General features: G+C 59.6%; 16 protein-coding genes. 10 read left to right on the plus strand and 6 right to left on the minus strand.

What is annotated here, in order from left to right; genetic code table 11:
- Positions 1–4: 4 nt before the first annotated feature.
- The 4 genes from AC1DVE_RS03970 (at position 5) to AC1DVE_RS03985 (ending at position 3,870) form a co-directional block, all read left to right on the plus strand.
- Positions 5–304: a BolA family protein gene (locus tag AC1DVE_RS03970; RefSeq protein ID WP_223456216.1), complete on the plus strand. Its 300-nt coding sequence runs from the start codon at positions 5–7 to the stop codon at positions 302–304.
- Between the two features lie 175 nt (positions 305–479).
- Positions 480–1,421: an oxygen-dependent tRNA uridine(34) hydroxylase TrhO gene (trhO, locus tag AC1DVE_RS03975; RefSeq protein WP_223456217.1), complete on the plus strand. Its 942-nt coding sequence runs from the start codon at positions 480–482 to the stop codon at positions 1,419–1,421.
- A gap of 36 nt (positions 1,422–1,457) precedes the next feature.
- On the plus strand, positions 1,458–2,060 hold the full coding sequence (locus AC1DVE_RS03980) for a DsbA family protein (RefSeq protein WP_223456303.1): 603 nt from the start codon (positions 1,458–1,460) through the stop codon (positions 2,058–2,060).
- Positions 2,053–3,870, plus strand: coding sequence for an ABC transporter ATP-binding protein (locus AC1DVE_RS03985; protein ID WP_223456218.1), 1,818 nt, complete (start codon positions 2,053–2,055; stop codon positions 3,868–3,870). Before AC1DVE_RS03980 ends, AC1DVE_RS03985 begins: the two co-directional genes overlap by 8 nt.
- A 1-nt stretch (position 3,871) precedes the next feature.
- On the opposite strand, the gene AC1DVE_RS03990 is transcribed toward AC1DVE_RS03985, so the two are convergent.
- Entirely contained in the window at positions 3,872–8,506 is a 4,635-nt protein-coding gene (locus AC1DVE_RS03990; RefSeq protein ID WP_223456219.1) for a hypothetical protein, read from the minus strand.
- A gap of 181 nt (positions 8,507–8,687) precedes the next feature.
- Between AC1DVE_RS03990 and AC1DVE_RS03995 the strand changes: the two genes are divergently transcribed.
- Both AC1DVE_RS03995 and AC1DVE_RS04000 read left to right on the plus strand, forming a co-directional pair.
- On the plus strand, positions 8,688–11,147 hold the full coding sequence (locus AC1DVE_RS03995; protein ID WP_223533257.1) for an EAL domain-containing protein: 2,460 nt from the start codon (positions 8,688–8,690) through the stop codon (positions 11,145–11,147).
- A gap of 76 nt (positions 11,148–11,223) precedes the next feature.
- Positions 11,224–11,985, plus strand: a complete 762-nt coding sequence (locus tag AC1DVE_RS04000; protein WP_263287547.1) for an iron-containing redox enzyme family protein — start codon at positions 11,224–11,226, stop codon at positions 11,983–11,985.
- A gap of 137 nt (positions 11,986–12,122) precedes the next feature.
- On the opposite strand, the gene AC1DVE_RS04005 is transcribed toward AC1DVE_RS04000, so the two are convergent.
- The 5 genes from AC1DVE_RS04005 to AC1DVE_RS04025 form a co-directional block, all read right to left on the minus strand.
- A complete protein-coding gene (locus tag AC1DVE_RS04005; protein WP_223456222.1) occupies positions 12,123–13,049 on the minus strand; it encodes a GGDEF domain-containing protein in 927 nt (308 codons plus the stop codon).
- A 376-nt stretch (positions 13,050–13,425) separates the two neighbouring features.
- The gene (locus AC1DVE_RS04010) at positions 13,426–14,166 is read right to left on the minus strand and encodes a YciK family oxidoreductase (RefSeq protein WP_223456223.1); all 741 of its coding nucleotides are present in this window, start codon (positions 14,164–14,166) and stop codon (positions 13,426–13,428) included.
- Positions 14,167–14,386: 220 nt separating this feature from the next.
- Positions 14,387–15,058 carry an N-acetylmuramic acid 6-phosphate phosphatase MupP gene (gene mupP, locus AC1DVE_RS04015; RefSeq protein WP_223456224.1) on the minus strand — a complete coding sequence of 224 codons (672 nt, stop codon included), beginning with the start codon at positions 15,056–15,058 and terminating at the stop codon, positions 14,387–14,389.
- A gap of 4 nt (positions 15,059–15,062) precedes the next feature.
- Complete coding sequence (gene ubiG, locus AC1DVE_RS04020; protein WP_223456225.1) at positions 15,063–15,761, minus strand: bifunctional 2-polyprenyl-6-hydroxyphenol methylase/3-demethylubiquinol 3-O-methyltransferase UbiG; 699 nt, start codon at positions 15,759–15,761, stop codon at positions 15,063–15,065.
- A 58-nt stretch (positions 15,762–15,819) separates the two neighbouring features.
- Entirely contained in the window at positions 15,820–17,154 is a 1,335-nt protein-coding gene (locus tag AC1DVE_RS04025) for a TRZ/ATZ family hydrolase (protein ID WP_223456226.1), read from the minus strand.
- Positions 17,155–17,262: 108 nt separating this feature from the next.
- On the opposite strand from AC1DVE_RS04025, the gene mtnA reads away from it, so the two are divergent.
- The 4 genes from mtnA (at position 17,263) to pheA (ending at position 23,769) form a co-directional block, all read left to right on the plus strand.
- The gene (gene mtnA / locus AC1DVE_RS04030) at positions 17,263–18,339 is read left to right on the plus strand and encodes an S-methyl-5-thioribose-1-phosphate isomerase (RefSeq protein ID WP_223456227.1); all 1,077 of its coding nucleotides are present in this window, start codon (positions 17,263–17,265) and stop codon (positions 18,337–18,339) included.
- A gap of 364 nt (positions 18,340–18,703) precedes the next feature.
- Positions 18,704–21,358: a DNA gyrase subunit A gene (gene gyrA, locus AC1DVE_RS04035; RefSeq protein ID WP_223456228.1), complete on the plus strand. Its 2,655-nt coding sequence runs from the start codon at positions 18,704–18,706 to the stop codon at positions 21,356–21,358.
- A gap of 231 nt (positions 21,359–21,589) precedes the next feature.
- Entirely contained in the window at positions 21,590–22,675 is a 1,086-nt protein-coding gene (serC, locus tag AC1DVE_RS04040) for a 3-phosphoserine/phosphohydroxythreonine transaminase (protein ID WP_046042602.1), read from the plus strand.
- The gene (pheA, locus tag AC1DVE_RS04045) at positions 22,675–23,769 is read left to right on the plus strand and encodes a prephenate dehydratase (RefSeq protein ID WP_007939916.1); all 1,095 of its coding nucleotides are present in this window, start codon (positions 22,675–22,677) and stop codon (positions 23,767–23,769) included. The genes serC and pheA overlap by 1 nt, the downstream gene beginning before the upstream one ends.

Genomic DNA, 23,769 nt, shown 5'->3' on the forward strand with positions numbered 1-23,769 from the left:
CGGTATGACCATGCAACAACGCATCGAATCGACGTTGGGCCTGCTTCAGCCCGAGCATCTGCAAGTGCTGGATGAGAGCCATATGCATAGCCGTGGGCTGCAAACCCATTTCAAGGCTGTGGTGGTCAGTACGCAGTTCGAAGGCCTGAACCGGGTCAAGCGCCACCAAAAAGTCTACGGCACGCTCGGCGAGCTGATGGGCGAGTTCCATGCGTTGGCGCTGCATACGTACACGCCAGAGGAATGGGCACAGATCGACGCGGCCCCGGCCTCGCCGACCTGTGCGGGCGGAGAAAAGCAGTAAAAACAGCCGCAAGCCGCAAGCCGCAAGATTGACACGACCTGGTTTTATCTTGCGGCTTGAAGCTTGCCGCTTGAAGCTGTCTTTTTGTTAGAATGCCCAACGCGCCGCTAACCCGGCGCGTTTTTTTTCGCATCCGGTTCACCCCTTACGAGGGTAGCCACCTGGAGATTTACCCATGACACAACAGATTGTCGTGGCGGCACTGTATAAGTTCGTCACCCTGGAAGATTACGTCGCCCTGCGCGAGCCCCTGCTGCAAGCAATGGTCGACAACGGCATCAAAGGCACCCTGCTGATTGCCGAGGAAGGCATCAACGGTACCGTGTCCGGCAGCCGTGAAGGCATCGACGGGCTGATGGCCTGGCTCAAGAACGACCCGCGCATGGACGACATCGACCATAAAGAGTCGTACTGCTTTGATCAGCCGTTCTACCGCACCAAAGTCAAACTCAAGAAAGAAATCGTCACCCTCGGCGTGGAAGGCGTGGACCCGAACAAAAAGGTCGGCACCTACGTCGATCCGCAGGACTGGAACGCGCTGATCAGCGACCCCGAAGTGCTGTTGATCGACACCCGTAACGATTACGAAGTCTCGATCGGTACCTTCGAAGGCGCCATCGACCCGAAAACCACCAGTTTTCGCGAATTTCCCGATTACATCAAAGCCAACTTCGACCCGGCCGTGCACAAGAAGGTCGCGATGTTCTGCACCGGAGGCATCCGCTGCGAGAAGGCCTCGAGCTACATGCTCAGCGAGGGCTACGGTGAGGTTTTTCACCTCAAGGGCGGCATCCTGAAGTACCTCGAAGAGGTGCCGCAGGAAGAAACCAAGTGGCAGGGCGACTGCTTCGTGTTCGACAACCGCGTGACCGTTCGTCACGACCTGAGCGAAGGCGACTACGATCAATGTCATGCCTGCCGCACGCCGGTGAGCGTGGAAGACCGCGCGTCCGAGCATTACGTGGCCGGCATCAGTTGCCCGCATTGCTGGGATAAGCTGAGTGAGAAGACCCGTCGCAGTGCGATCGACCGGCAGAAGCAGATCGAACTGGCCAAGGCTCGTAACCAGCCTCACCCGATCGGCTTCAACTACAAGCAAGCATCCTCCGAGGCCTGAACCATGTCTGCGCGCCTGCTCTATGTGATGGACCCGATGTGTTCCTGGTGCTGGGGCTTTGCTCCGGTTGCAAACGCATTGGTAGAGCAGGCGGCGGCCGCCGGTGTGGACGTGCATCTGGTGGTGGGTGGTTTGCGCACCGGCAGTGGCGCCGCGCTGGAGCCGGCCACCCGGCGCTACATTCTTGAACACTGGCAGGCGGTCACCGAGGCTACCGGCCAGCCGTTCAAGCGCGAAGGCGCGTTGCCTGACGGTTTTGTCTACGACACCGAACCTGCCTGCCGGGCGCTGGTGACTGCACGCAACCTGGCGCCGGATTGTGCGTGGAAACTGCTCGGGCTGATTCAGCACGCCTTTTACGCTGAAGGTCGCGATGTCACGCGCGCCAGTGTCCTGGTGGAGCTGGCAGAGCAGGCCGGTCTACCGCGAATTGAATTCGCCGCCGCGTTCGACCGTGCCGATACGCACGCCGCGACATCTGCCGATTTCACTTGGGTCCAGGACCTGGGCATCGCCGGTTTTCCTACGTTGCTGGCTGAGCGAAATGGGCAGTTGGCGTTGCTGACCAATGGTTATCAGCCGTTGAGCGAGTTGTCCCCGCTGCTCGGCCGCTGGCTGGAGCGCGCTGCCTGTGCATGACCTGCCCGATGATGTTGCTACCGCTAAACGTGTCGACCGTCTGAGCTGGGCGGAAATCCGCCGCCTGGCCCTGCATCACAAGAAATCCCTGTGGATCGCCAACGGCGTGGCCGTGCTGGCGACCTTGTGCAGCGTGCCGATTCCCTTGCTCCTGCCGTTGCTGGTGGACGAGGTGTTGCTGGGGCATGGTGATGCCGCGCTGAAGATCATGAACCACGCGCTGCCCGAAGGCTGGCAGAAAGCCGCGGGCTACATCGGCCTGATGCTGGTGGTGACCTTGACCCTGCGATGCATGGCGTTGCTGTTCAACGTGGTGCAGGCGAAATTGTTCGCCGGGTTGGCCAAGGACATCGTCTACCGCATTCGCATTCGCCTGATCGAGCGTCTCAAGCGCATTTCCCTTGGCGAATATGAAAGCCTGGGCAGTGGCACGGTGACCACGCATTTGGTCACCGACCTGGACACGCTGGACAAATTCGTCGGTGAAACCCTCAGCCGTTTCCTCGTGGCCATGCTGACCCTGGTCGGCACGGCGGGCATTCTGGTGTGGATGCACTGGAAACTGGCATTGCTGATTCTGCTGTTCAACCCGCTGGTGATCTACGCCACGGTGCAGTTGGGCAAGCGGGTCAAGCACCTGAAGAAACTCGAGAACGACAGCACTTCGCGTTTTACCCAGGCGCTGACCGAAACCCTGGATGCCATCCAGGAAGTTCGCGCCGGCAACCGCCAGGGTTTTTTCCTCGGTCGCTTGGGGCAACGCGCCCGGGACGTGCGTGACTATGCGGTGAATTCGCAATGGAAAACCGATGCGTCGAACCGGGCCAGCGGTTTGCTGTTCCAGTTCGGCATCGATATTTTCCGGGCCGCGGCCATGCTCACCGTGCTGTTTTCCGACCTTTCCATCGGCCAGATGCTCGCGGTGTTCAGCTACCTGTGGTTCATGATCGGTCCGGTGGAACAACTGCTGAACCTGCAATATGCCTACTACGCTGCCGGTGGTGCGCTGTCGCGGATCAATGAACTGCTGTCCCGAGCCGATGAGCCCGAATACCCGGGCGGCGTCGACCCTTTCGTCGGTCGCGAGACGGTCGGGCTGGAAGTACAAGGGCTGAGCTTCGGTTACGGCGATGAACTGGTCCTGAACAAAATGAACCTGTCCATCGCCCCTGGCGAAAAGGTCGCGATCGTCGGCGCCAGTGGCGGCGGCAAGAGCACGCTGGTGCAACTGCTGCTGGGCTTGTACACGCCGTTGGCCGGAACCATTCGCTTCGGCGGTTCGACCCAGCAAGAGATCGGCCTGGAAACCGTGCGGGAAAATGTTGCCGTGGTCCTGCAACATCCGGCGCTGTTCAACGATACCATCCGGGCCAACCTGACCATGGGCCGCGAGCGCAGTGACGAGGCCTGCTGGCAGGCACTGGAAATCGCCCAATTACACGGCACGGTCCGGGATTTGCCCAATGGCCTGGACAGCATCGTCGGGCGCTCAGGCGTGCGTTTGTCCGGTGGGCAGCGTCAACGCCTGGCCATCGCCCGGATGGTGCTGGCCGAACCCAAGGTGGTGATTCTGGACGAGGCCACCTCGGCACTGGACGCCGCCACCGAATACAACCTGCACCAGGCCCTGGCGCGCTTCCTGAGCAACCGCACCACGTTGATCATCGCCCACCGTCTTTCGGCGGTAAAACAGGCTGACCGTGTGCTGGTGTTCGACGGCGGGCAAATTGCCGAGGACGGCGACCACCAGCAACTGATCGCCGAGGGTGGGCTGTACGCCAAGCTGTATGGGCATTTGCAGCAGTTGTAATTCAGGACCACAACACTTTCAACGCGTCTGCCCCGCCGTCATGGCCGAACTCTTTCATCACCATGGAACATGACTCGCAAGGGCGCATGGTCGTGGCGATGTCCACGGAGCGCAGCTCTTCGGAGTCGGGGTACTTCTCGCGAAGCACGCGGATCAGCTTGCTTTCGCTGTCCAGTGACGTCGGGCGGGCGGCCATTGACGGATGGTATTTGCCGATGTTCTTGATCGTCAAAGGCACGGCCAGCAGGTTGCCTTCGGTTGTCACGTCCAGCGACGTCTTGGGAAACGTCAGACTGTAATCAATGTTGATGTAGGTCGTATCACCGATCCGTACATGGTTGGCACCCAGATGACGGAACAATGGTAGTCGGGTGGTGGAGCCCCGGGCGCCCGACACGCTGACATAGACCTCGCGTTTACCGTTCGCGGTAGTAACGTCGGCATAGGCAATGTTCCTGGCATTAAACGGGCGTTCGTATCTGGGCAACAGGTTTTGCAGTTTCTGCATCGCGCTGTCGATTCGCAATGCAGCATCCGCATTCCTGGGGTTGATGGTCGGCGACAGGAACAGGGTATCGAATACTTCTGCCGTTTTTTGCCGCAACGCCTGGGAAGCCTCTTTGCTGCGAGTCCACGATGCAGCGCCTTCCGGCCGCTGCGCGACAATCATTCGGGTCCGGTGATCGTACATCAAGGCCTCTCCGGGGCTGGTGTCCACTTTCAGCCACTTCATGTTCGCGGGTGGATTCGAGGTGGTGCCGAGGGGGATGGCGATGGTTTCCATGGTGGTCATGGCGCGTTCGATGTCTTCGAGCTTGTGGATGCGCGCGTTGTTGTTGGCCATCAACCCGCCTTCGTACACGGTCAACAACTCTGCCCCGAGCGTTCCTTCGGCCATCTCGGCGGGTTGCAGGCGCTTGAAAGTCAGCGTAACAGGCGGTTTCTGGCCTTTGGGAATCGTCGTCATGTAGAAATCCCGGGTATTGACCCGGAAAAACGCATAATCGGCAGACTCATCGACAGCAGGCACGAGAACCGCGCCGACCCGTTGCGAATCGTTGAGCCCGTCATACGTCCCGTCAACTTTGATGCGTGCAAAAATGCCTTTGCGAAACTGCAGCGTGGCCTGGGTCTGCTGCCTTGGCACCAGCCTGCCGCCCGGGATGCCCAAACGGGCCAGGTTTCCGGTAAACAATGTCGGTCTGTCGTCCACGATTCGATAGAGCTTGGCATCGACCGCCAAAAACGAACCTTCATGACCTGGCAATGCCGCGGCGTCGGATATCCGGTCGCCAAACCAGGGTGCATAACCCTTGGTTTTGTCGATCGTGCCAATCGGCGGTGTGGGTGCCGGTTCGCCGCTCACATAGCTCGCACGACAATCGCCGGGACTGTCCGGTGCGCGGCTTGGTCGGCACGGTATCCGTGACCAGAGGCTGTTGTCATCGATCATCTCGACGCGGCGCAACTCTTCGCCATCCAGGCGGTAGGGGACGTCGTCGATGAAGACTGTCGTGCGCCCATCGATGTCGAACTGGTAGCGTGCGTGCGCCTGTTCCGGGAGTTCGACGAAGACCAGGTCGTCGGTTTTTTTCACGGTGCCGTAGCTTGAGCGACCGAGTGACAGTTCATGGTTCTGCGGAGAGAGCCGAGGGCCATAGGGGCGGGTGGACAGGGGGTCAAGCAAGTAATGGTGGCCGTCGATCTTTTGCACGGGGACATCTTCGATGCCTTTGACGATGGCTAACTGGTCGGCGTCCGTCAGCGGTTTCCAGCGTCCCGGTTCGGTTACCTGGGGCAGGCTGCTGACAAAGTCATAGCTATCGGCCTTGCCGGCGAGTTTTTTCAATTGGAACATCGCCCTTTTTTCCAGATAGACGACTGCACGTCCTGCTCCTTTTATGCCCCTGCCAGTGAGCCGCAGCAGATCCACGGAGCCGTCCAGGGGGTTGAGGTTCTTCAAGCTCGAAGTCAACAGTTTGCCGGACAACCGCACCATTCGCGGCAGCGTCGAGCGAATCCCCAATCCGCCGGCTCGCGCGGCCAGCCTGATGCTTCCTGCGGCGAACTTACCCAAGGGAACCGCAAATGACACGATATCGAGCACCAGGCCGATCGCGCCGAGGACCCGATCACCAAACTGGTCCGATTGAAGGTCTTCGATGCTACCCCAGAATGGTACGAATCCCTTGAGGTTGTGAAGCCAGTGTTTTTCGTCGCGGTCGCGTTCGAACTGCGTGACGCCCAAGGCTTCGCGACGGAGATTCTGTTCATCAACATAAAACAGGTGGGTTGCGATGAAGGAGGCAATTTGCCGCGTACGGGCAGAAGTCAGTGTGAGATTGGGAGAAATGTCGTGATGTGCCGACGGCGTTGGAGTAGGGGGGAGGACGTCGCCGAGTGGGTCAAGGATCGCGTTACAGCTGGCTCCTGATTTCGCAGGTGTGCCGGTTGTATGGGCATCCCGGTCGAATGGCAGGGGGCGTGCGAGTATGGCGATGTAGTAGTCATAGTCCTCCTCGACAAGGCGGTTGCGGAACAAAAACTTGCCACGGACACCCCCGACATGCGCGGTTGTCACATCGGGGCGCGGTCGTATGACGCCGGCACGGGGCAGGCACTCATAGAAGCGCACGGCGTTCCCGTAAGTGGCTTGCAGCACAAACCCCATGCGCGCCCTGAGCGGCAGCGTGTGTGCTGCGGTTTCTTCCTCAGCCTTGCGCCCGGTTTCGTCCCGGAGGCTGAGCACCCTGACTTCACCCTGCTCCAGCGCCTTGCGATCGTCCCACGGCAGTGAGACCAACAGACTCTTGATCAGGCCTTCGTAGGCTGCTTTTGATTTGGCGAGGTAGCTATTGAATTGCTCGTCGAACAGAGCGTCAATATCCGGCAGGGTGCGGTTGTCTGGAAACGAAAGGCTATGGCGAACAGCGGGATCTGCCACACCTGATTCAAACTTGCGGTCAGAGGACAGTCTGATCCAATGCCCCGCGGTTTTGCCGTCACTACTGATGTACCACTTGCGATCGGGGCTCAAGCCGCCCGAGGCGTATACCTCCGGCAACGGCCAGGTTTTCTGCGGTACGTCCGGGGTATCCAGAAGGCTGCGCTCAACGCGCCTGCCCGACCGGTACAGGTCGCGCATCACGCGGATGCTCAGTGGGTCCATGTGAAACTCGCTGGCCAATGCCAACTCCAATTGTTGTTCCGCCAGCTTCAACCGTTTTGGGGGTGCGATATCGAGTTGGACAATAGCTTCGTTCAACTGTGCCTTGTGGTCCTCCAGCGCTTGCAAGGCTTTCAGTCTGCTTTCCTGAACATCGCCAGTTTGCGCGCTCGCTTCCACTGCACTGGTCGCCTGCGCCCAGGTAAACGCCGCTGGAATACGCGTCAGGGCGATCAACTGGAGCAGGGCGTCGCTGGCGTTCTGGCTTTTCTTCAACGGCAGATCGGTGATTTGCTGGAAGGTCAGTCGTTGCAGCAGGGTGGGGTCCAGTGCATGAGCGAGATGGGCGCCGTGAACGAAATTGACCCATACGATAGAAGTGGCATAGGGCAAGTCGTGAGGAATGTCGCGCACCTGAAATTCAACTGGAAACCCAGTTTGACAGAGCCTTCCCAGCAGCGCTGTTTCGGTCGGCGTTGTCGTGCGAAGTGAGTCCTCCAGGTGTTGCCGGAAGTGCTTGAGAATATCCGCGTAGCTTTTGCCTTGGTTGGCGCGTTGTTGCAATTGATAGCCGGCAATTTTCCGGGACGGATCGGGGTGCGGCAGTTCGTACCACAGTCGCAACGCTTCCAGCAGCAGCTTTGCGCCGATGTCCGGCACCGTTTTTTCATCGGATCTGCCGCCGTACCAATTGAGTGTTTCCAGCAGGCGTTTGGCCAGGTCTTGTGCCTTTGGAGTGTCGAGCAAGCGCTCAATGCAGGCGGTGGGCTGGGTGGCCAGTTGCTGTGGTGTCATGGGGGGCGCGATCTCACTGGCCAGGGCGTCGATGACGGAGCCGGCCTCATCTGTGAGAACTTCGCTGATGACGTCGTGAATCGCAGTGTGATCGTGCGGTTCTATCAGAACACTGATTTGCAGCCCCTGTTCAAGGTTCAATCGGTGGATGGCGCGTTTTTCATCCACCTCTTCAATCAGTCGGGTCAGGGAGTCCGTATTCTGTACAGCTGGCAATGCGAGACCGTAATACTTCAGGACCTGCGACAGGGGCAACACCCTGTCGGTGCGTATGTGTCCACCTATGTCCACAAGCGTTCGTTGAAAGGCTCGAATCTCTCTGGTGGAACCTGTTACATCCTGGATTATGTGTGTATCGACGGTGCCATCCTTGCGGGTCGTCGAGAACACACACTGATCGGCGATACCGTTGACTTCCGTCAGTAGTCCTTTAAGTGGTCGAAGATGCTGAGACAGAGCGTTGTCACCGCTATCTTCGAACAATGCGAGCAGAAGCGTTTTCGCGTGTTCGTACTCAAGGGCCAGGGGCGAATCTGCCAGGGTTGACAGGTAGTAACCACGCAGGTCCGAGGCTTTCGCCTTTACGGCTCGTAACGCGGTCAGTATTGCCCCGTACTCGGCCTGTTGGCCGGCATGCCGTTGAGCCAGGGTGGGCGCAGCAGTTGCAGTTTGCATGAGAAAGCGACTCTTCAATGGATGAGAGCCGCCAGTCTCAAAGTTTTGTTCGCTGCGGATGCGGTACATATGTAGTGCATGTTGTACCGTGTCTGGCTTGCCGGAAGCGATATCGCCCCCTAGTCTAGCTAAAGCGATTTCGTCCGGAAGACGAGAAGGCAGTGCTAATGCAAGGGACCACATGAATCAAACGCGGACTCTCGGAACGCCACGGTTGTTGGGCATCGTCTGGCCATTTATCGCCGTTGTGGTGTTTCAAGCCTTGTTGGGCGGCGTTAGCCTTTACGTGCTGTCGGCGGTTCGCGGCTATGTTGCCGGCGAAAGCCTGTGGTCCAAGGGCCAGAAAGACGCCATCTATTATCTCAACCTCTATGCCGACAGCGGCGACGAAGCGATTTTTCGTAAATACCAGAACGCCATTTCCGTGCCCCAGGGCGGGCATGAGTTGCGTGTGGCGCTGGATCATCGGCCGCCGAACATCGAGGCGGCACGTGTGGCGATCCTCAAGGGCGGCAACCATCCGGATGACAGCACCAGTGTGATCTGGCTGTACCTGAATTTCCGGCACTTCAGTTACCACGAGAAAGCCATCGACCTTTGGAGGGTGGGCGACGCCTATCTGGTGCAACTCGATGCCATTGCGCGGGAGATGCATCAGCGCATCACCACCAGGCAGGCCACCGATGCCGATATCAAGCACTGGAAGGATCAGATATTCGACATCAACGAAAGTGTGACACCGGCGGCGAAGGCCTTCAGCGATGCCTTGGGCGAAGGCTCGCGGATGATCCTGCGACTGTTGCTGGTGACCAACCTCGCCACCGCCCTGGGCTTGATTGCATTGGCCTTGATGCGCACCCATAAACTGCTCAAGCAGCGCCATGCCTTCGCTGATGCGCTGCAGCTGGAGAAAGAACGGGCGCAGATCACCCTGCAATCGATTGGCGACGGCGTGATCACCACGGATGTATCAGGTGCGATTGCCTACATGAATCCGGCGGCCGAGGCGTTGACCCACTGGAAGGCCGAGCAGGCGACAGGGTTGCCGCTGGCGGCGCTGTTCAACCTGCTGGACGAAAATGCCCAGACCGATGGGTTCACCCTGATCGAGCATATTCTGAGCGGCCAGCTCAGTGGCGGCAGTGAACACTCCAAGCTGATTCAACGCCTGGACGGCAGCACGGTGTCGGTCACGCTGGTGGGCGCGCCGATCCGCAATGCTGGCAAAGTCAGCGGTACGGTGCTGGTGCTGCATGACATGACCCAGGAGCGGCAATACATCGCCAATCTGTCGTGGCAGGCGACCCACGACGCCTTGACCGGGCTTGCCAACCGCCGAGAATTCGAATATCGCCTGGAACAGGCGCTGCACAACCTGACCCGCTACGCGGGTCGCCATGCCCTGATGTTCCTCGATCTGGATCAGTTCAAACTGGTCAACGATACCTGCGGCCATGCGGCGGGCGACGAACTGTTGCGGCATATCTGTGCCTTGTTGCAATCCGGGCTGCGCGAAGGCGATACCCTGGCGCGCCTGGGCGGCGACGAGTTCGGCATCCTGCTGGAAAACTGCGCACCGGAAGCGGCGGAGAAAATTGCCGAGAGCCTGCGCCAGACTGTGCAGAATCTGCATTTTGTCTGGAAGGGCCGGCCTTTCGTGACCACTGTCAGTATCGGGCTGGTCCATGTCGCACAGAATCCGACGACGCTCGAAACCTCGCTACGTGCTGCCGACATGGCGTGCTACATGGCCAAGGAAAAGGGCCGGAACCGGGTCCAGGTCTATCATCCGGATGACTCGGAATTGTCCCTGCGCTTCGGCGAAATGGCCTGGGTGCAGCGTTTGCACATGGCGCTGGAGGAGGACCGCTTCTGCCTGTACGCCCAGGAAATTGCCCCCTTGGGTCATGTCGATAAGGGCTGCGGGCACATTGAAATTCTGCTGCGATTGCATGATGAAGCCGGGCGGATGATCTTGCCTGACAGCTTCATTCCGGCTGCCGAGCGTTATGGCCTGATGAGCTCGCTTGATCGTTGGGTGGTGCAGAACGTGTTCAAGATTATTGCTCAATGCCGGGCCGAGCAAGGCCCCGGGCCGCTGGCCATGTGTGCGATCAATCTGTCAGGCACGACGATCGGGGATGATGCGTTCCTGGGCTTCTTGCGCCAACAGTTTGTGACGTATTCAATTCCGCCTGAAATGATTTGTTTTGAAATTACTGAAACCAGCGCTATTTCAAATCTTGGCAGCGCCATCCGATTCATTAATGAACTCAAAGGCTTAGGGTGCCATTTTTCACTGGATGATTTTTGTGCCGGAATGTCCTCATTCGCATACCTGAAACATTTGCCTGTAGACTTCCTGAAGATCGACGGGAGTTTCGTAAAGGATATGCTGGACGACCCGATTAACCGCGCCATGGTCGAAGTGATCAATCACATTGGCCATGTGATGGGTAAACGCACGATTGCCGAGTTTGTCGAAACACCCCAGATCGAGCAGGCATTGCTGGAGATCGGGGTGGATTACGCTCAAGGGTATGTGATTGAACGCCCGCAGCTGTTTACCTGCGATAGCTTGCTGAGTCGTCCTGCCAGGCCTCAGCCGCTGTTGTTCAAGGCGCCTGGCACGTTCCGTTGAAACTCCTGCCGGTCTCACAATCACAATCAAAAGGAGCTCGACAGTGATCGACACATTCAACCGAACCGGACCGCTCATGGAAGCTGCAAGTTATCCTGCCTGGGCCCAGCGCCTGATCCAGGATTGCAGCGAGAGCAAGCGCCGGGTTGTCGAACACGAACTGTACCAACGCATGCGAGACAACAAGCTCAGTGCAAAGACCATGCGCCAGTACCTGATCGGTGGCTGGCCAGTGGTCGAACAGTTCGCGTTGTATATGGCACAAAACCTGACCAAGACACGCTTTGCCCGTCATCCGGGCGAAGACATGGCCCGTCGCTGGCTGATGCGCAACATCCGCGTCGAATTGAACCACGCCGACTACTGGGTGCACTGGAGCCGCGCGCACGGTGTCAGCCTGGAAGACTTGCAGGCTCAGCAGGTTCCCCCCGAGCTTCACGCCCTGAGCCATTGGTGCTGGCACACCAGTTCAGCCGACTCGCTGATCGTTGCGATTGCCGCTACCAACTACGCCATTGAAGGGGCGACCGGGGAATGGTCGGCGGTGGTTTGTTCCAACGGTACCTACGCCGCCTCGTTCCCCGAGGAAGATCGCAAGCGGGCGATGAAGTGGCTGAAGATGCATGCCCAGTACGACGATGCCCATCCATGGGAAGCCCTGGAAATCATCTGCACATTGGCGGGCACCAACCCGAGCAAATCCCTGCAGGTGGAGCTGCGCCAGGCCGTTTGCAAGAGTTACGACTACATGCACCTGTTTCTCGAACGTTGCATGCAATTGGAGCACGCAGAGCGGGTGCCAGTCGTGCGTGAGCGGATGGCACTGGCCGAAGGCTGATTCAATCGCTGCTTGAAAAACAACTGTGGGAGCGAGCCTGCTCGCGAATACGGACTGTCAGTCAACATCATCGTTGAAGGTCAGATCCCATTCGCGAGCAAGCCCGCTCCCACATTGGTTTGTGTGTGACTGAAAAATTAGCCTGCCATCTCCAGCCGGTTACGACCTTCGCGCTTGGCCACATACAACGCGCTGTCTGCCCGTCGCAACAGGCTTTCGGCAGACTCGCCGGGCAACAGGGTCGAACAGCCGAGGCTGACCGTCAGCAGGATCGTATGACCATCGGCCAGGTACTCTTCAGACTGCGCTGCAAACCGCAGCCGCTCACCGACCATGGCCGCGGCCTCGCGGCTGGTATTGGACAGCAGGATCAGGAACTCTTCACCGCCATAGCGGAACACCATGTCCACGTTGCGCAGCTGGTTTTTGATCGTGGCGGCGACCGCCTTGAGCACGTCATCGCCAGTGCTGTGGCCATGGGTGTCATTGACTTGCTTGAAATGATCGATGTCCAGCATCAGCACCGACAACGGTTGCAGATGGCGCCGGGACAGCTCGATTTCCCTTTGCAGCGTCTGGTCCATGGCGATGCGGTTGCCGGTGCCCGTCAGCGGGTCGCGCAGTGCGCTTTGGGTGGCGGTACGGTAAAGCAGCGCGTTGCGCATCGGGAAAAGCAGCGCGGCCAGCAGTGATTCGAGATTGCCCTGTTCCTGTTCGCTGAAACGCTGATTGCGACGGAAAATCAGCTCACCCAGGTGTTCGCCTTCGTGGCTGAGGCTGTAACTGATGGAATGGTGGCCGCGTTGGCCGAACTCCAGGCGCAGGTCACTGCTCTTGTGCAGATAGCACAAGGCGTCCAACGGCACCAATCGCTGAATCTCGCGATAGAAAGTCCCAAGAATGCGTTGCGGCTCCAGACTGGTTTGCAACTGCAGGCTCAGCTGCTGGCGCAATTGCGCAAGACTGACAGGCCTTTCCAGAAGAGGCGGCTGCTGACCAAAGCCCAGGCGCTGCAATTTGGCGCTATCGAAGTCAATTGCGTTGGTCTGGGAAGGTGGTTTCATAAGGCGTGCGCCCCTAAGCAGTAAGGCTGTCTTACAAGCAGGGTGAGAGCGGCTTAGGGCTGCGCGTCGTACTGGTCCGTCAGTCCCGTAGGACATTTCGTACAAGTTTAATCCGCTTTGTAGAAGATGAGTAATCTCTGCACTCAAGCTTCACCCCGTCTGCTTCCACGTTGCGTGTCTGAGCAAACTTAGAGCGAAAGTCGTGCCATTCGGTTCATCAGAATAAAAGCTGTGTTAAATCAACGGGTTGTTGTTTATTTGCTACCTGTGTAGCGCAGCGTGTGACGTTTGTTTGACAGGTGCCTGGCTCGAACCCGAGAGCCTTCGAGTGCCGCGACAGGAAGCTGGCGCGGCACTAAAAAGCGACGTGCGGTCGTTACTGGGCGTTGAACGCTTGGCCATTGATACCGGTGCTGTCCGGGCCCATCAAGTAAAGGTAGACCGGCATGATCTCCTCGGGCGTCGGGTTGTTCAGCGGATTTTCACCCGGGTAAGCCTGGGCGCGCATGCTGGTGCGGGTAGCACCCGGGTTGATGCTGTTGGAGCGTACCGGGGCCACGGTATCGACTTCGTCAGCCAGGGTTTGCATCAGGCCTTCAGTGGCGAACTTGGAGACACCGTAAGCGCCCCAGTACGCACGTCCCTTGCGGCCGACGCTGCTGGAAGTGAACACCACCGAGGCATCCTGCGACAGCTTGAGCAGCGGCAGCAGTGTGCTGGTGAGCATGAACATGGCATTGACGTTGACTTGCATGACCCGCATGAAGTTTTCGCCGGAAAGCTGCTCGATCGGCGTGCGTGGGCCGATGATCGAAGCATTGTGCAGCAGGCCGTCGAGATGCCCGAATTCGCTTTCGATCATGGCCGCCAGCTCATCGTATTGATGGGGCAGGGCGGTTTCGAGGTTGAACGGGATCACCGCCGGTTGTGGATGGCCGGCGGCTTCGATTTCGTCGTAGACCTGGGTCAGGTTGGCTTCGGTCTTGCCCAGCAACAGCACGGTTGCGCCGTGGGCCGCGTAGGTTTTTGCCGCTACGGCGCCGATGCCGCGTCCTGCGCCTGTGACCAGAATGACCCGATCCTTGAGCAGTTCGGGGCGAGCGGAGTAATCAAACATATAAACCTCACAACAATCCAATACTAGGCAGGCATCGCATACCTGTGGCGAGGGAGCTTGCTCCCGCTCGGCTGCGAAGCAGTCGTAAATCCTTTAATAACGGTGCCTGAGTCAGCGCATGCAGAGGCAGAGGGGCCGCTTCGCGCTGGAGCGCCAGTCCGGCCCAGCGGGAGCAAGCTCCCTCGCCACAAAAGCAGGTGCCCACGTCAAGCTATCTGGCTCAGCAGCTGCAAAGCGCGCTATCGAGCACCTTGCGCAACTCTAGCGGATGATCGACCACCACGTCCGCACCCCAATGCCGCGGGTTGTCATCCGGGTGGATATAGCCAAAGGTCACCGCAGCAGTCTTGGTGCCGGCATCGCGGCCCGACTCGATGTCGCGCAGGTCATCGCCGACGAACAGCACGCTGGCCGGGTCCAGGTCGAGCATCTTGCAGGCGAGGATCAGCGGTTCCGGGTCCGGTTTGCTGTTCTTCACATGATCCGGGCAGATCAGCAGCGCCGAGCGTTCAGCCAGCCCCAGCTGTTGCATGATCGGCTCGGCGAAGCGCAGCGGCTTGTTGGTGACCACGCCCCAGATCAGGTTGGCCTTCTCGATGTCCGCCAGCAGTTCGCCCATGCCGTCGAACAGCTTGCTGTGGACTGCACAACCGACGAGGTAGCGCTCCAGAAACTCCAGGCGCAGTTCCTCGAAACCCGGCGATTCCGGGTCCATGGCGAAGGTCACCGCGACCATCGCCTTGGCGCCGCCGGAAATCTCGTCGCGAATGTGCTTTTCGTTCATCGGTGGCAAGCCACGGTCGGCACGCATCGCTTGACAGATCGCAATGAAGTCCGGCGCGGTGTCGAGCAGGGTGCCGTCCATGTCGAAAAGAACTGCTCTGATTGGCATCGGCTTACTCCTCGCGCAGGGTCTGGATCATGTAGTTGACGTCCACGTCGGCCGCCAGTTTGTAGTGCTTGGTCAGCGGGTTGTAGGTCAGGCCGATGATGTCCTTGACGGTCAGGCCGGCCAAGCGGCTCCAGGCTCCGAGTTCGGAAGGGCGGATGAATTTCTTGAAGTCGTGGGTGCCGCGCGGCAGCAGCTTCATGATGTATTCGGCGCCGACGATGGCGAACAGGTACGCCTTCGGATTGCGGTTGATGGTGGAGAAGAACACCTGGCCGCCGGGTTTGACCATGCGGAAGCAGGCACGGATGACCGACGACGGGTCCGGCACGTGCTCAAGCATTTCCAGGCAGGTGACCACGTCGAACTGCTCCGGCATTTCCTCGGCCAGGGCTTCGGCGGTGATCTGCCGGTATTCGACGCTCACGCCCGACTCCAGCTGATGCAACTGGGCAACCGCCAGCGGCGCTTCGCCCATGTCGATACCCATCACGGTCGCACCGCGCTGAGCCATGGCTTCGCTGAGGATGCCGCCGCCGCAACCGACGTCGAGGACTTTTTTACCGGCCAGGTTGACCCGCTCGTCAATCCAGTTGACCCGCAGCGGGTTGATGTCGTGCAGCGGTTTGAATTCGCTTTCGCGGTCCCACCAGCGATGGGCCAGGGCCTCGAATTTGGCGATTTCGGCGTAGTCGACGTTGCTCATGGTTTAAGTCCTCTAAAACTTGAAAAATCCTGTTGCCCCGGATTGCGTTCCAGGGTGCTTACGATTCGGTGCGGCCACTGATGCGCTGGCCCCAGGCCCTCGCGACAGTGCCAAGCTGTTGTTCATCCAGGCGTGTCAGGCGACGGTCGTCGAGCAACTGCTTGCCGGCAACCCAAAGGTGTTTCACGCAGTCCCGGCCGGTGGCGTATATAAGCTGCGAAACCGGGTCGTAGACTGGCTGCTGGGCCAGGCCGGAGAGATCGAAAGCCACCATGTCCGCCGCTTTGCCGATTTCCAGCGAGCCGACTTCGGCCTCGATACCCAGTGCCCGGGCACCGTTGAGGGTGGCCATGCGCAAGGCGCGATGGGCATCCAGCGCGGTGGCCGAGCCGGCGACAGCCTTGGCCAGCAGGGCCGCGGTGCGGGTTTCGCCGAGCAGGTCCAGGTCATTGTTGCTTGCCGCGCCATCGGTGCCGACCGCGACATTGACCCCGGCCTCCCACAAACGCTCGACCGGGCAGAACCCGCTGGCCAGCTTCAGGTTTGACTCGGGGCAATGAATCACATTGCTGTTGCTTTCTACCAGCAGCGTCAGGTCTTCTTCGCTGATCTGGGTCATGTGAACCGCCTGGAAGCGTGGCCCCAGCAAGCCCAGGCGCGCCAGTCGGGCGAGCGGTCGTTCACCGCGCTGCTCGACCGATTGCTGCACTTCAAACGCCGTTTCATGCACGTGCATGTGAATCGATGCGTCCAGCTCTTCGGCAATCACCCTGATTTTTTCCAGGTTTTCGTCGCCCACGGTGTAGGGTGCATGGGGGCCGAAGGTGATTTTGATGCGCTCGTGGTGTTTGAGATCGCCAAACAATTCGACGCCCTGACGAATGGCTTCGTCCGCCGTAGCGGCGCCCGGAATCGGGAAATCGAGGATCGGAATCGCGATCTGCGCGCGAATACCGCTGTTGTGCACGCGCTCGCTGGCAACCTTCGGGAAGAAGTACATGTCAGAGAAACAGGTGATGCCGCCTTTGATTTGCTCGGCGATGGCCAAATCCGTGCCGTCGCGCACGAAGTCCTCGTCGACCCACTTGGCTTCGGCGGGCCAGATGTGGTTTTCCAGCCAGGTCATCAATGGCAGGTCATCGGCCAGGCCACGGAACAGCGTCATCGCCGCGTGCCCGTGTGCATTGATCAGGCCTGGGCTGAGCAGCATGTCGGGCAATTCGCGGGTTTCGGTTGCGTTAAGCTTCAGCGCGGCGGAACGTGGGCCGATAAACACGATGCGTCCATCACGGATGCCCACGCCATGTTCCTTGAGGACAACACCAGCGGGTTCGACGGGTACCAGCCAGGTCGGCAGCAATAACAGGTCGAGCGCAGCGGCAGTGTTCGGCATCGAGGGTCGGTTCCAGTGCTTTTGTAAGGGATGGCGAAGTATACCCGAGCGTCTTCGCGGGGGGATCGCTATAATCGGCGGCTTTTGTTCATGAGTGCGGGGTGAGGGATGCGCGATCGACTGTTGGCTGCGGAAAAGGTAAAGGCCATCGATTGGCGTGATGGCGCTCTCCATCTGCTGGATCAGCGTATTTTGCCGTTCGAGGAAACCTGGATTGCTTACACCAGCGCTGCTGGCGTGGCCGAGGCCATTCGCTCGATGGTGGTGCGTGGCGCGCCGGCCATCGGCATTAGCGCAGCCTATGGCATCGTACTGGCGGCCCGCGCCCGGATTGCCGAAGGTGGCGACTGGTACGCTGCGCTGGAAGAGGATTTCATGCTGTTGGCCGATTCCCGTCCTACCGCGGTCAACCTGTTCTGGGCGCTGGGTCGCATGCACGACCGGCTTGATCGCCTGAAGGACAATGCTGATCCGCTGGCGGTGCTGGAGGCAGAGGCCATCGCCATTCACGAAAGTGATCGCGAAGCCAACCTGACCATGGCCCAACTGGGTGTGGACCTGATCCGCAAGCATCAGGGCAACGCCCAGGCGATCCTGACCCACTGCAACACCGGCGCGCTGGCCACGGGCGGCTTTGGCACGGCGCTGGGAGTGATTCGTGGTGCATTCATCGAGGGTATGATCGAGCAGGTATATGTCGACGAAACCCGCCCATGGCTGCAGGGCTCGCGGCTGACCGCGTGGGAGCTGGCCAATGAAGGCATTCCCGTGACCCTCAATGTCGATTCCGCCGCGGCGCATATCATGAAGACCAAAGGCCCCACCTGGGTCATCGTCGGCGCTGACCGGATCACCGCCAATGGTGACGTGGCCAACAAGATCGGCACCTATCAGCTGGCCGTCAACGCCATGCACCACGGCGTGCGCTTCATGGTGGTGGCGCCGAGTTCGACCATCGACATGAACCTGGCCAGTGGCGATGACATTCCGATTGAAGAGCGTGATGGTCGCGAGTTGCTGGAGGTCGGTGGCAAGCGCGTCGGGGCCGACGTCGATGCCTTTAACCCGGTGTTCGACGTGACGCCGGCGGACCTGATCGATGCGATCGTCACCGAAAAAGGCATCGTCGAACGCCCGGATACGGCGAAAATGGCGCAGTTGATGTGCCGTAAGCGTCTGCATTGATTGCCCTGGTGTCTATTTAATCGCTATCGCGGGCATGCCCGCGAAGAGGCCCTTAAAGCCAACAAATCAGCCCGAATCAGCCACAAATTCTCCATTCAACACAGCTCTAAGCTTCTCTCGTCCCCTTCAAGCCTGTCACCGGTCAACTAACTACTCTCCCATGCGCATCTGGGGGATAGGTGCGTGGCGGCTCTTGTGATAACATCCGGCGGTTTCCAGGGTTGCCCGAAGTGGCGACCCGTACTGCGCAGATCCATGGCATAACTCGTTGATTTGTTGTAAGCCAATGCATGGCACTGAGCCTGCAGCGGCGAGCTTCGTTGGTCCTGACGAAGTTTCACCAGAAAAAGGAATCAGGCTTCTCATGGGCGAACTGGCCAAAGAAATCCTCCCGGTCAATATCGAAGACGAGCTGAAGCAGTCCTACCTCGACTACGCGATGAGCGTAATTGTCGGGCGGGCACTGCCGGATGCGCGCGATGGCTTGAAGCCCGTGCACCGGCGCGTGCTGTTCGCGATGAGCGAGCTGGGCAACGACTTCAACAAGCCGTACAAGAAATCTGCCCGTGTTGTCGGTGACGTGATCGGTAAGTATCACCCGCACGGTGATACCGCGGTGTACGACACCATCGTTCGGATGGCGCAGCCATTCTCCCTGCGCTACCTGCTGGTAGACGGCCAGGGCAACTTCGGTTCGGTGGACGGCGACAACGCCGCGGCCATGCGATACACCGAAGTGCGCATGACCAAGCTGGCGCACGAGCTGCTGGCTGACCTGCATAAAGAAACCGTGGACTGGGTGCCGAACTACGACGGCACCGAAATGATCCCGGCGGTCATGCCGACCCGTATTCCCAACCTGCTGGTCAACGGCTCCAGCGGTATCGCCGTGGGCATGGCGACCAACATTCCGCCGCACAACCTCGGTGAAGTCATCGACGGTTGCCTGGCGCTCATCGACAACCCTGAGCTGACCGTCGACGAGCTGATGCAATACATCCCGGGTCCGGACTTCCCGACCGCCGCGATCATCAACGGTCGCGCCGGCATCATCGAAGCCTACCGCACCGGTCGCGGGCGCATTTACATGCGCGCCCGCTCGATGATCGAAGACATCGACAAGGTCGGTGGTCGTCAGCAGATCGTCATCACCGAACTCCCATACCAGCTGAACAAGGCGCGTCTGATCGAGAAGATCGCCGAGCTGGTCAAGGAGAAGAAGCTCGAAGGCATCACCGAACTGCGCGACGAGTCCGACAAGGACGGTATGCGCGTCGTGATCGAACTGCGTCGCGGCGAAGTGCCTGAGGTCATCCTCAACAACCTCTACGCCCAGACCCAGCTGCAAGCGGTGTTCGGTATCAACATCGTCGCGCTGATCGACGGCCGTCCGCGGATCCTGAACCTCAAGGACCTGCTGGAAGCCTTCGTCCGTCACCGCCGCGAAGTGGTGACCCGTCGTACCGTGTTCGAACTGCGCAAGGCGCGCGAGCGTGGTCACATCCTTGAAGGTCAAGCGGTTGCCCTGTCGAACATCGACCCGGTCATCGCCCTGATCAAGGCGTCGCCAACGCCGTCGGAAGCCAAGGAAGCGCTGATCAGCACGCCTTGGGAATCCTCGGCCGTGGTGGCGATGGTTGAACGTGCCGGCGCCGATTCGTGCCGTCCGGAAAACCTCGATCCGCAATACGGTCTGCGCGACGGCAAGTACTTCCTGTCGCCAGAACAGGCGCAAGCCATTCTGGAACTGCGTCTGCACCGCCTGACCGGTCTGGAACACGAAAAACTGCTGGCCGAGTATCAAGAGATCCTCAACCAGATCGGCGAGCTGATCCGCATCCTCAACAGCGCCACGCGCCTGATGGAAGTGATCCGCGAAGAGCTGGAAGTGATTCGCGCCGAATACGGCGACGTGCGTCGTACTGAAATCCTCGATGCCCGTCTCGACCTGACCCTGGGTGACATGATCCCGGAAGAAGAGCGCGTCGTGACCATTTCCCACGGTGGCTACGCCAAGACCCAGCCGCTGGCTGCGTACCAGGCCCAGCGTCGTGGCGGCAAAGGCAAGTCGGCCACCGGCGTCAAGGATGAGGACTACATCGCTCACCTGCTGGTTGCCAACAGCCACACCACGCTGCTGCTGTTCTCCAGCAAGGGCAAGGTTTACTGGCTGAAAACCTACGAAATCCCTGAAGCGTCCCGCGCTGCCCGTGGTCGTCCGCTGGTCAACCTGTTGCCGCTGGACGACGGTGAGTACATCACCACCATGCTACCGGTCGAGGAATACACCGAAGGTCACTACATCTTCATGGCCACCGCCAACGGCACCGTGAAGAAGACCCCGCTGGAATCCTTCAGTCGTCAACGCAGCGTCGGCCTGATCGCGCTGGAACTGGACGAAGGCGACGTGCTGATTTCCGCGGCCATCACCGATGGCGAGCGCGAAGTGATGCTGTTCTCCGATGGCGGCAAGGTCACCCGCTTCAAGGAATCCGACGTTCGCGCCATGGGCCGTACCGCCCGCGGTGTGCGCGGCATGCGTCTGCCGGAAGGCCAGAAACTGATTTCCATGCTGATCCCGGAAGAAGGCAGCCAGATCCTCACCGCTTCGGCGCGTGGCTACGGCAAGCGCACGGCGATCACCGAGTTCCCTGAGTACAAGCGTGGCGGTCAGGGCGTTATCGCCATGGTCAGCAACGAGCGTAACGGCCGTCTGGTCGGTGCGGTCCAGGTGCTCGACGGCGAGGAAATCATGCTGATTTCCGACCAGGGCACCCTGGTGCGTACCCGTGTCGACGAAGTGTCCAGCCTGGGTCGTAACACCCAGGGCGTGACCCTGATCAAACTGGCCAACGACGAAACACTGGTCGGGCTGGAGCGGGTTCAGGAGCCGTCGGAAGTCGAGGGTGAAGAGCTGGAAGGTGCAGAGGGTGAGGGGTTTGTCGGTGAAGTCGTGATCGACGACGTTGCCGAAGACCAGCAACTCGACGCCGCCGCTGACGAAGAACCACAGGAATAATCGGGTAAACAGGGGGCGGATGAAAATTCGCCCCCTTGTTGTTTGTCCGTAATGAAATATCGACACCCACGAAGATCCAGTGTGGGAGCGGGCTTGCTCGCGAAGACGGACTGACATCCAATGAAGATGTCGCCAGTCCAACCGCTTTCGCGAGCAAGCCCGCTCCCACATTGTATTGGTGTCGGCTGATGATTTACTGCGTGATACCACCAAATCAGAGCGAGATTGGATGTGAGCAAGAGAGCCTATAACTTCTGTGCCGGTCCTGCGGCGCTTCCCGAAGCTGTCCTGCAGCGCGCCCAGGGTGAACTCCTCGACTGGCACGGCAAGGGTCTGTCGGTCATGGAAATGAGCCATCGCAGCGATGAGTTCGTGTCCATCGCCACCAAGGCCGAGCAGGATCTGCGTGATCTGCTGAATATCCCCTCGAACTATAAAGTGCTGTTTCTGCAAGGTGGCGCCAGCCAGCAATTTGCTCAGATTCCTCTGAACCTGTTGCCGGAAAACGGCTCTGCCGACTATATCGACACCGGTATCTGGTCGCAGAAGGCCATCGAAGAAGCTTCGCGCTACGGCCACGTCAACGTTGCCGGCACCGCCAAGCCTTACGACTACTTCGCCATTCCCGGCCAGAACGAATGGAAGTTGTCTAAAGACGCGGCCTACGTTCACTACGCGCCGAACGAAACCATCGGCGGCCTGGAATTCCAATGGATTCCCGAGACCGGTGATATCCCGCTGGTCGCCGACATGTCCTCGGACATCCTGTCGCGCCCGGTGGATGTTTCGCGTTTCGGCATGATCTACGCCGGCGCTCAGAAAAACATCGGCCCGAGCGGTATCGTCGTCAACATCGTTCGCGAAGACCTGCTGGGTCATGCGCGCTCCATTTGCCCGACCATGCTCAACTACAAGGTCGCGGCCGATAACGGTTCGATGTACAACACCCCGCCGACCCTGGCCTGGTACTTGTCCGGCCTGGTGTTCGAGTGGCTCAAGGAGCAGGGCGGCGTCGAGGCCATCGGCAAACTCAACGAAGTCAAGCAGCGCACGCTGTACGGCTTCATCGATGCCAGCGGCCTGTACAGCAACCCGATCAACAAGTCGGACCGCTCGTGGATGAACGTTCCGTTCCGCCTGGCTGATGATCGTCTGGACAAGCCGTTCCTGGCCGGTGCCGACGAGCGTGGCCTGTTGAACCTCAAGGGGCACCGTTCCGTGGGCGGCATGCGCGCCTCCATCTATAACGCCGTCGACATCAACGCCGTCAACGCGCTGGTTTCGTATATGGCAGAGTTCGAGAAGGAACACGGCTAATGTCTGAGCAAGAACTCAAGGCACTGCGCCTGCGCATTGATGCCCTGGACGAAAAGGTCCTGGAGCTGATCAGTGAGCGTGCGCGCTGCGCCCAGGAAGTCGCGCGGGTAAAGATGGCCTCGCTGGCCGAAGGCGAAGTGCCGGTGTTCTATCGTCCTGAGCGCGAAGCTCAGGTGCTCAAGCGTGTCATGGAGCGCAACCAGGGGCCGCTGGGCAACGAAGAGATGGCGCGGTTGTTCCGCGAAATCATGTCTTCGTGTCTGGCGCTCGAGCAGCCGCTGAAAGTGGCTTACCTCGGCCCTGAAGGCACCTTCACTCAAGCGGCGGCCATGAAGCACTTCGGCCACGCAGTGATCAGCAAGCCGATGGCGGCGATCGACGAAGTGTTCCGTGAAGTGGCAGCCGGTGCGGTGAATTTTGGCGTGGTGCCGGTGGAGAACTCCACCGAAGGCGCGGTCAACCACACCCTCGACAGCTTTCTCGAACATGACATGGTGATCTGCGGCGAAGTCGAGCTGCGTATCCACCATCACCTGCTGGTCGGTGAAAACACCAAGACCGACAGCATCAGCCGTATCTACTCCCACGCCCAGTCACTGGCCCAGTGCCGCAAGTGGCTGGACGCCCACTACCCGAATGTCGAGCGCGTGGCGGTGTCGAGCAACGCCGAAGCGGCCAAGCGGGTCAAGGGTGAGTGGAACTCGGCGGCGATTGCCGGCGACATGGCGGCCGGCCTGTACGGGCTGACCCGATTGGCCGAGAAAATCGAGGATCGCCCGGACAACTCCACGCGCTTCCTGATGATCGGCAATCAGGAAGTGCCGCCGACCGGCGACGACAAGACGTCGATCATCGTCTCTATGAGCAACAAGCCGGGCGCGCTGCATGAGTTGCTGGTGCCGTTCCACGACAACGGCATCGACCTGACGCGTATCGAGACCCGTCCGTCGCGCAGCGGTAAATGGACCTACGTGTTCTTCATCGATTTCGTCGGCCATCATCGCGACCCGCTGGTCAAAGGTGTGCTGGAAAAGATCAGTCAGGAAGCAGTGGCACTCAAGGTGCTGGGTTCCTACCCGAAAGCAGTTCTCTAA

Source organism: Pseudomonas sp. P4_B4 (assembly GCF_056402255.1).